The 8,355-nt window shown below is 58.0% G+C and carries 8 protein-coding genes and 1 pseudogene; all 9 read right to left on the bottom strand.

The features are described 5' to 3' along the window. Window positions 1-108 (bottom strand): annotated as a pseudogene (locus tag PHX60_RS15505) (IS5/IS1182 family transposase); the annotation flags it as partial. 254 nt (window positions 109-362) lie between these two features. Then, window positions 363-1,718, bottom strand: a complete 1,356-nt coding sequence (locus PHX60_RS15500; RefSeq protein WP_300079595.1) for an LLM class flavin-dependent oxidoreductase — start codon at window positions 1,716-1,718, stop codon at window positions 363-365. Then, entirely contained in the window at window positions 1,715-2,689 is a 975-nt protein-coding gene (locus tag PHX60_RS15495; RefSeq protein ID WP_300079593.1) for an ABC transporter substrate-binding protein, read from the bottom strand. Before PHX60_RS15495 ends, PHX60_RS15500 begins: the two co-directional genes overlap by 4 nt. A gap of 27 nt (window positions 2,690-2,716) precedes the next feature. Next, complete coding sequence (locus PHX60_RS15490; protein WP_300079590.1) at window positions 2,717-2,923, bottom strand: dodecin; 207 nt, start codon at window positions 2,921-2,923, stop codon at window positions 2,717-2,719. A 28-nt stretch (window positions 2,924-2,951) separates the two neighbouring features. After that, on the bottom strand, window positions 2,952-4,097 hold the full coding sequence (locus PHX60_RS15485) for an acyl-CoA dehydrogenase (RefSeq protein ID WP_300079587.1): 1,146 nt from the start codon (window positions 4,095-4,097) through the stop codon (window positions 2,952-2,954). Further along, complete coding sequence (locus PHX60_RS15480) at window positions 4,094-4,915, bottom strand: class II aldolase/adducin family protein (RefSeq protein ID WP_300079585.1); 822 nt, start codon at window positions 4,913-4,915, stop codon at window positions 4,094-4,096. Before PHX60_RS15480 ends, PHX60_RS15485 begins: the two co-directional genes overlap by 4 nt. A 49-nt stretch (window positions 4,916-4,964) precedes the next feature. After that, window positions 4,965-6,068 (bottom strand): LLM class flavin-dependent oxidoreductase, encoded by a 1,104-nt coding sequence (locus PHX60_RS15475; RefSeq protein ID WP_300079582.1) that lies wholly within the window; start codon window positions 6,066-6,068, stop codon window positions 4,965-4,967. Between the two features lie 136 nt (window positions 6,069-6,204). Then, window positions 6,205-7,386 (bottom strand): cytochrome c, encoded by a 1,182-nt coding sequence (locus PHX60_RS15470; protein ID WP_300079580.1) that lies wholly within the window; start codon window positions 7,384-7,386, stop codon window positions 6,205-6,207. Between the two features lie 19 nt (window positions 7,387-7,405). Beyond that, window positions 7,406-8,179, bottom strand: a complete 774-nt coding sequence (locus PHX60_RS15465) for an ABC transporter ATP-binding protein (protein WP_300079578.1) — start codon at window positions 8,177-8,179, stop codon at window positions 7,406-7,408. Window positions 8,180-8,355 lie beyond the last annotated feature (176 nt).

Raw genomic sequence — 8,355 nt, 5'->3', positions numbered from 1 at the left:
GTCAGGATCGAACCACAGGGTCAGCGAGCCGCGGGCCTTCAAGGCGGCGTTGTACTCGGGCCAGTTGGTGGTTTTGTAGCGGGTCTTGGCGGGTGCGACTTCACTCATGGGACGTTAGCTTACCTGCCGGTCGGGGGATTTGTGCAACAAAGCCTCTAACTTCCATAGTCATCCCCGAGCGTGAGCCGCTGGTAGAGTTCAAAGAGCAAAAAAAGCCCGCACAAGGCGGGCTATCAAAGTTCCCCTCACCAGCTCCAATTAATTCACAAAGTATGTGGGATCACTGGTATCCAATGTGGCTGTTTTTGTACACATTACCAAGCATTTGATGCGCGCATCGATATGCAAAAAGTGTTCTCCGCTTACGCAGCCAAGGGCTGTGACCAAGCGGCTTGCACCGGAAATGCTGGTCGTGGTAACCCCAAGTGCTCACGCAGGGTTTTGCCGGTATAGACGCTGCGGAACAATCCCCGCCGTTGCAATTCGGGCACTACTAGCTTGACAAAATCATCCAGTCCACCCGGTGTGCTGCTAAACATTACATTGAAGCCATCACAAGCGCCAGTGTGGAACCAGTGTTCAAAATCATCAGCAATGCTTTGGGGCGTACCCACCAGCATACGGTGGCCGCCAGCACTCCATTGCGTCAGTAGTTGTTGTACGGTAGGCCGCTCGTGGCGTATCCAATCGACCAGCAATTTTTGGCGACTCTTGTGCGAGTTGGTCTCCGGAATGTGGTTGGGCAAAGGTACGCGGTCACTAGGTGATAGGCCGGTCAGGTCGATGCCTAAGCTGGCATAGTTAGACAAAGCACGCAGTTGCACATCGGTATCCCGGTAGGCCAACAGCTCAGCAAATTTGGCATCCGCTTCCGCTTGGGTGCGACCAATCACCGGCATCACGCCCGGCAAGATGTGGACATGCTCCGGGGAGCGGCCATAACGTGCGGCACGGGCCTTGATGTCACTGTAGAAATTGCGTGCTTCATCGATGTCTTGGGCGGCGGTGTAGAGCAGTTCACCCACACGGGCAGCCAGATTCTTACCCGCCTCAGATGATCCTGCTTGGCACAGTACCGGCCAGCCTTGCACCGGGCGCGGGGCGTTCAGTGGCCCTTTGACCCGAAAATGCTGGCCCACATGGTTGAGCACGTGCAGCTTCGCCGGGTCGGCCCATTGGCCACTGGCCTTGTCTTCCAGAAAAGCATCATCAGCCCAACTGTCCCACAGCCCAGTCACCACATCCACAAATTCGTGCGCGCGCTCATAGCGTTCGGCATGGTCGCGGTGGGCAGGCAGGTTGAAGTTTTCGCCGCCAGCGGTGGAGGTGACGATGTTCCAGCCAACCCGTCCTTGGCTTAACTGGTCTAGCGAGGCAAAGTGGCGAGCCACGTTGTAGGGCTCGCTGTAGCTGGTACTCACGGTGGCAACCAGGCCGATGCGCTGCGTGACCAAGGCCAATGCCGCCACCAACACGAAGGGATCCCAGCGCGGAGAAAGTGGGGCGCTAGAAACGGTGGTCGCATCACTGGCAGCAAACACGTTATCGTAGAAGAACAGGGCATCAAAGCAAGCAGCTTCGAGCTTTTGGGCGTATTCTTTATAGCGGTCAAAGTGGCGGTAGGCATCGGTGTGGGCCTCTGGATGACGCCAACTATCGCCTTGAACACCAGCGCCAGTAAAGTAAGCGCCTAGGCGCAGTTGTCTTGGGGTGGTCATAATGATTTACCTGCTGGCACGGCGCTGGTGCTAATGAAACTGGTGTCAAAGGTGGCCTGCACGTCTAACCGCTGCTTGAGCAGTCCGGCGGCCAGATAAAAATCGGCAGTGCGCTGCTGCTCAGCAATGATCTCGGCACTGATAGGTTGCCAACGGGTAGCTCGGCGCTCAAACTGCAATTGCGCAGCACTGGCCGGAATGCCAATGATGCTCGCCAGCGTGGCACCAAATTCTTGGCTGTGCTGGTAAGACCAGAGCTGTGCCCGCTCTACCCGGTTCTTGAAGTCTTGCAGCACGGCGCGTTTTTCTGTCAGGGCTTGCTCGGTGGCTGCCAAAAAGCCCAAACCACTCCACAAACCGCGACCATTGACCAGCACTTTGGCATGACCGCCGGTTTCGGCCAGTGCGGTGTAAGGCTCCCAAGTGGCCCAAGCATCTACTGCACCTTGCGTCAGGGCCAACTTGGCATCCGCTGGCGGGATAAAGCGCAGTTGCACATCGTCGGCTTTCAAACCGACCGAGGCCAGTGCCTTCAGGGTCACAAAGTGGCCGATGGAACCACGGTTGGTAGCAATGCTCTTACCTTTCAGGTCAGCTGCCGTTTTGAAGGAGGAGTCTGGCCGTACCAAGATGGCCGTGCCATAGGCATCCGAGCGGTTAGCGGCAAAGGCTTTGACCTTGCTGCCCGCAGCCAGCGTGAACAGCAAGGGCGCATCGCCAATGGTGCCAAAATCCACCGCGTTGGCATTGAGGGCCTCTGCCAAGGGCGCAGCAGCGGGAAACTCGCTCCATTTGATGTCGTAGGGGAGATTTTTTAACTCCCCAGCGGCATCCAACAGGGCTTGCAGGCCACCCTTTTGGTCACCGGCGCGCAACAGCACCCGTGGCTGTGCATGGACTAAAACGGGGGACAGAAAAGCCGCCGCGGTCACAGCGGAGGTCAATAACTGTTGGAACTGGCGTCGTTGCATGGTTCAGGCTCGCTGAAAAAACGGCGTTTAGGGCAAGGTGTGCCCGACCTTAATGGTGACTTGCCAATGGGCTACATGACCGTCCTGCACCTGACCACGGGTCTCGACGACTTCAAACCATTTGATCTGGCGAGCAGCATCAGCCGCTTTGGCAATGGCGTTTTTCACCGCCTCGTCGGATCCAACGGTGGACGAGCCGGTAAATTCCAAAATTTGATAGACGTGGTTACTCATAATGAACTCCTTTGAAAAATTGAAAATCTCATACGCCCAAGGCATACCGCCCGGCAGTGATATGCACGCTGTCATCTTGCGGGGTGTGGATACGCCCGCAAAGCACATCGCGCAGGTGGCGCTCTAACGGGTTTTTGCGCGAAATACCGTGGTTGCTGCTGAGTGACAAGGCCGCCTGCACCACCTCGACAGCGTTGTTGGTGGTGATAGCCTTGATCAGGCCGCTGTCGACATTGGGCACCCCCAGCCCGGCATCGACATCGCGGGCCAGACTGGCAATCAGCCGATGGTTGGTCAGTAGTCGTCCCTCTATTTGGCCGATGATTTCTTGTGCGCGTGGCAAAGTAGCAAGCGCTGCCCCCAAGCTGGCCGGTTTGCGCTGGCGTAAAAAATCCACCACCCAATGGCGTGCTGCACTGGCTACGCCGGTGTAGAGCGCACCCATCAGCACTGTCATATCCGCTTGCAGGCCGGGGTCGCCACCAGCCCAATCGTGCGGTGGGCGCAAATCCATCGCATAGTCATGCGGAATCAGCACCTCTTGCAAAATCACATCATGGCTACCGCTGGCGCGCAGGCCCAAATGGTCCCAAGTCTCAACGATGCGGATACCGGGCAGGCCCGCAGGCACCAAGAAAGTGCCCAGACGTGGTTCAGCCTCGTCGGTGCGCGCCCAGACGGCATACCATTTCAGAATTGGCACGCCGGTGGAATACACCTTATGCCCCGAGATGCGCCAGCCTTCGGGCGTTTGCCGGGCCACGGTGCCCGGCAGGCCGCCACGGGCGGGCGAACCCAGTTCTGGCTCGACGCGCAGGGCATTGATGAGCGAGACACCCTCCACCGCTTCTTGTACCAGTTGCCGTGCCAAATGTTCTGGCCAAATCTTGCCATGCTGGCCCATGCTGCGGTGCTGGATGTACTGCATGGTCAGCACCAAAGCCGTGGCCGGGTCGCCCTGACCAATCGCTCCAATCACTTCGCCCAAATGGGCCAGTGAGGCTCCTTGCCCACCCAAAGCGCGCGGTGCAGCCAATGCCAGCAAACCGGCATGGTGCAAATCGCTAAAATTTTCAAACGGAAAGCTGGCCTCGCGGTCGTGCTGGGTGGCGCGGGCAGCAAACTCTACCGCCAAGGTTTGGGCGATTTGGCCCCAAGTGAGCGGCGCATTCATTGCAGCACCTCCGATTGCTCACGCACCAACCGTTCAAACAATGCCTTAAAAGCAAATTCAGCCCCACTCGGTCCACCAATTTGCTCATGGGTAAGTTGCGCCACGGCATGGGGAATTAGCTGGGGCTTGCCTGCGGCTTCGGCCAGCAGTTGGGCTTGACTGGCATTTTCTAGCGCGATGTACCACCAAGCGGCAGCTTCCACCGAGGGGCCTGCAGTAAGGATGCCGTGGTTTTTCAGGATCACGGCTTTGCGCTGACCCAACGCTTTGCCAATACGGAAGCCTTCGTCTTTTTCTAGCACCACGCCGGTGAAATCGTCAAACAGGGCATGGTCTTCGTAGAAAATGCAGGAATCTTGCGTCAGTGGGTCTAAGGGACGACCCAAGGCAGACCAAGCCTTGCCATAGACCGAATGGGTATGGGCGGCGGCTACGATGTCGGGGCGGGCCTCGTGCAGTGCCGCATGGATGGCAAAGGCGGCACGGTTAAGCGGCCCCTCGCCAATCACAATCTCGCCATCCGAGTTGACCAGCAGCAGGTCAGAAACCTTGATCTGCGAGAAATGCACCCCCAGCGGATTGACCCAGAAGTGGTCAGGCCATTGCGGATCGCGGGCGGTAATATGCCCGGCCAGACCGTAGTCAAACCCCCATTGGGCAAACAGGCGAAAAGCCACGGCCAGTCGCTCTTGGCGGTAACGGCGCTCGGCCTCTACGGTAGGGCGCGGTGGGGTTGGTTCAAACCAGTCTTTGCGCTCAGGCTTGGGGTTGAGGGCCAGCGTACTCGTGCGGGGCAAGGAAGGCAAAACGGCGGACATGGTGGATCAATTCGGCAAAAAGTGGATGACGTGGTGAAAGCGGAACCGCTCACGCAGCTTTCAGCAGTGGTTGGGCAGCAGCCAGACGCTCGCGCTCGGCTACCTTGGCACGTACCAACGGCAGCAGTTCGCGGCCATACTGGATTGCATCGGGCAGCGGGTCAAAACCCCGGATCAAGAAGGTGGTGATACCTAGGTCGTAATACTTGAGCAGCGCGTCGGCCACCTGCTCAGGTGTACCCACCAATGCGGTGGTGTTGGAGCGGCCCCCGGTTTCGCGGGCAATGGCTGTCCACAGGCGCTCATCAACACGGTCACCGTGGGCGGCATCGCTCAGCAGGCGGCGTGCGCCTTCGCTTTGCTGGGCACCGCCACGGGCATAGCCCTGTTCACTGCGTAAACGGCGGGTGTCTTCGAGAATGCGCTCGGCTTTGGCCCAAGCTTGCTCTTCGGTGGCCCCCAAAATCGGGCGAAAGGAGATGCTGAACTCAATGCTGCGGCCATGCTGTGCGGCTTCAGCGCGCACGCGGCGCACCAAGTCGCCCGCTTGGGCCAGTGATTCGCCCCACAACGCATAGACATCGGCGTGTTTACCCGCCACTTGCAGCGCCGGGGCTGAAGCGCCACCGAAATAAATCGGCACATAGGGCTTTTGCAGCGGCTTAACTTCCGACCACGCCCCTTTGATGCGGTAGTGTGCGCCTTCGTGGTCGAAGGGGGCCTCTTCCGTCCAGACACGGCGCAACACGGTCAGGTACTCGTCGGTGCGGGCATAACGCTCATCGTGGCTGAGAAAATCGCCATCGCGCTGCTGGTCTTCGTCCGAGCCGCCGGTGATGTAGTGAACGGCAATACGGCCACTCAAATATTGGTCAAGCGTGGCCAATTGGCGCGCGGCTACGGTGGGTGCTGTCAGGCCGGGACGGTGCGCCAGCAAAAACGGAATTTTGCGCGTAGCCAGCGCCGCATAAGTGACGGTGAGCAGATTATCGGGGCTAGTGCCGTGGGCTGGTACCAAAATGCGGTCAAAACCGGCATGCTCATGCGCTTGGGCAAAAACGCGAACGTAATCGGGATCAACCGCAGCGCCTTTACGGGCAAAGGTTTCGGATACTTCGTGTGGCTGAATCATGCCAATGAACTGGACACCCATGAGAACTCCTTGAAATCGGTTAGGAAAAAAGCGATGAACAGCCTTGACGATAAAAGCTGTGGGCACGGGTGCCAACGAAGGAAGACGGCAGTGTTCATGCAGAAACTACATGAACCAAACAAGCCACCGGCCACGGTCAAGTTCCGTGTGGAAAACCACCTCGCAACAGGCGCACCGGCTCAGCATCCATGCGGCGGATCAGCGCCTCTAAGCCATCTGCGGCACTGCCGACAGGAGCGACTCCGGTGCCAGAACTAGAACTGGAGCGGCAGACCAGATCGTTTTCTGACCATGCTGCTTGCCCCGGTTTACCGCGCACGCGCAGCCAGCCTTGGCGATCGACCAGCAATTGATAGCCTGCAACTTGGGCACTGGGAACACCCAATACCAAGGCCAAGGCTTGGGTCATTTCGGGGCTGTTGCTTTGGCATTCTGGGTCGATAGATAGCAAAACTTCGGGCGCAAGGCCCACAAAGACCGTGACCAAGCGTGGGTCTTCGGTGATGGCGGAGGGTTTATCATTTGCCAACACGATGCGTAAGCGTTGCCCTGCCAGCGCCTGTACATTTTTTTGCCCCCCTTGGCGGCATTGCACACGGGCATTAGGTAGGCGCACTGGGGCTGTCCAAACACCCGCTTCACGCAAGGATTCTCCGGCAGCTTGGGCTTGGAGGAAGTCAAGCAGCTCCCAAATTTGCGGGTCACTCAAGGATTGGGCAAAGCCGGGCATGGTTTCTTGCCCATGCCGGTCACGCAAGCCGTGGCGTACCCGCCAAAATAATTCACCATCAAGCCGCTTCCATAGCAAAGCGCCGCTGAAATTGGGTGGCCACATGGGCAAATGCTCGGCAGCTGGCCCTTCACCTCGACCATCACTGCCATGACAACGCAAACAATACTGCTGGTACAAGGCTTGCCCACGCACAATGCCATCGGCGGTAAATTGGGTAGGAGACTGGTGCAAACTGGTGGGCACCGCAGGTACCAGCAATAATCGGGCTGCTGGCCAAGGTGTCAGCAGCAAGAGCAAGGCTGTCAATAGCCCAAGGATGGGACGCGCGCGCCGCCAGCACCATGACAGGCCCAATAGGAACACAATAGCCAGCCCCGATAACAACGCCAGGGCCACACGACGCGCATGGCCAGCCTCTTGCCCCAGTAGCTCACCGGCCAACCGCTGGGCAAACGGCCAAGCGGGCTGGCCATGCACCTCGGGCGCTAAACCCAGCACATAGCACAGCGCACGTAAGCCCATTTGGGCCTCGTGCAGCAGCATCAGCAAGCCATTCAGGGCCTCAGGCGGCAACGTCCAATCCATACCCAACAAGAGAATAAGCCTACCAACTCGCACCCAGCCCCAGCAGGGCTAAAGCTTCATGGCGCAATTGGGCCAATTGGGGGTCTCCACGGTGGCGTGGATAGGGCAAATCGTTGACCAAAATTTGCTTGATGGTGGCCGGGCGCTCAGAAAACACCACCACCCGTTGGGCCATGAACAGAGCCTCTTCCACATCGTGCGTCACCAGCAAGGCAGAAAAGCCGGTACGCTGCCACAAATCGACCAGCTCAGTTTGCATAGCGATGCGCGTCAGGGAATCCAACTTGCCCAGTGGCTCATCCAACACCAGCAAGCTGGGGTCATTGACCAAAGCGCGCGCCAAAGCAACACGCTGTGCCATACCCCCAGACAGTTGGTGCGGAAAGGCTTTGGCAAAGCTCTCTAGCCCCACCAACTTGAGCGCATCATCGACGCGGTGGCGCTGCGTTTTAAGCAGCCCGCGCGCTTGCAGGCCCAAAGCGACGTTATCCCAAACTGTGCGCCAAGGAAACAAAGTTGGGTCTTGAAACACCACAATACGCGACGGGTCGGGTTCGGTAATGGGTTGGCTATCGTGTAGCAACTGGCCGGTAGTGGCAGGCTCCAATCCGGCCACCAAGCGTAAAAAAGTCGATTTTCCGCAACCGCTCGGGCCTAGCAAGGCGACAAACTCGCCCGGCTCTACCGTCAAGTCTAATTCACTAATCACCTGCAAAGCGCCGCCGGGCAGTTTAAACCAGTGGCTGATATTGTGCGCCTCAATGCGGGCACCGTTGCCAGTATTGGAAGCCATAGCATGGTCAGATACAGCCTCATGGGAATATGCAGCATTTACCATTTATCTGAATCCGTGAATTCATGTCAAAAATCTCCAGCTCCCCTATTGAAATCAATAGTTTAGGCTCCAAATACTGTTCACCCAGCAGGTGAATCCCCATGCCCAATTTCATTCTCAAACAGTTGCCCTAC

The sequence above is a fragment of the Giesbergeria sp. genome, from assembly GCF_028686475.1.
GTDB lineage: Bacteria > Pseudomonadota > Gammaproteobacteria > Burkholderiales > Burkholderiaceae_C > Simplicispira.
This window is presented reverse-complemented; position numbering and strand designations above follow the sequence as displayed.

Bases quoted from the DNA above. Each gene is read 5' to 3' on its own strand.
- PHX60_RS15500 (WP_300079595.1), bottom strand. From the start codon at position 1,718: ATGACCACCCCAAGACAACTGCGCCTAGGCGCTTACTTTACTGGCGCT.
- PHX60_RS15495 (WP_300079593.1), bottom strand. From the start codon at position 2,689: ATGCAACGACGCCAGTTCCAACAGTTATTGACCTCCGCTGTGACCGCG.
- PHX60_RS15490 (WP_300079590.1), bottom strand. From the start codon at position 2,923: ATGAGTAACCACGTCTATCAAATTTTGGAATTTACCGGCTCGTCCACC.
- PHX60_RS15485 (WP_300079587.1), bottom strand. From the start codon at position 4,097: ATGAATGCGCCGCTCACTTGGGGCCAAATCGCCCAAACCTTGGCGGTA.
- PHX60_RS15480 (WP_300079585.1), bottom strand. From the start codon at position 4,915: ATGTCCGCCGTTTTGCCTTCCTTGCCCCGCACGAGTACGCTGGCCCTC.
- PHX60_RS15475 (WP_300079582.1), bottom strand. From the start codon at position 6,068: ATGGGTGTCCAGTTCATTGGCATGATTCAGCCACACGAAGTATCCGAA.
- PHX60_RS15470 (WP_300079580.1), bottom strand. From the start codon at position 7,386: ATGGATTGGACGTTGCCGCCTGAGGCCCTGAATGGCTTGCTGATGCTG.
- PHX60_RS15465 (WP_300079578.1), bottom strand. From the start codon at position 8,179: ATGGCTTCCAATACTGGCAACGGTGCCCGCATTGAGGCGCACAATATC.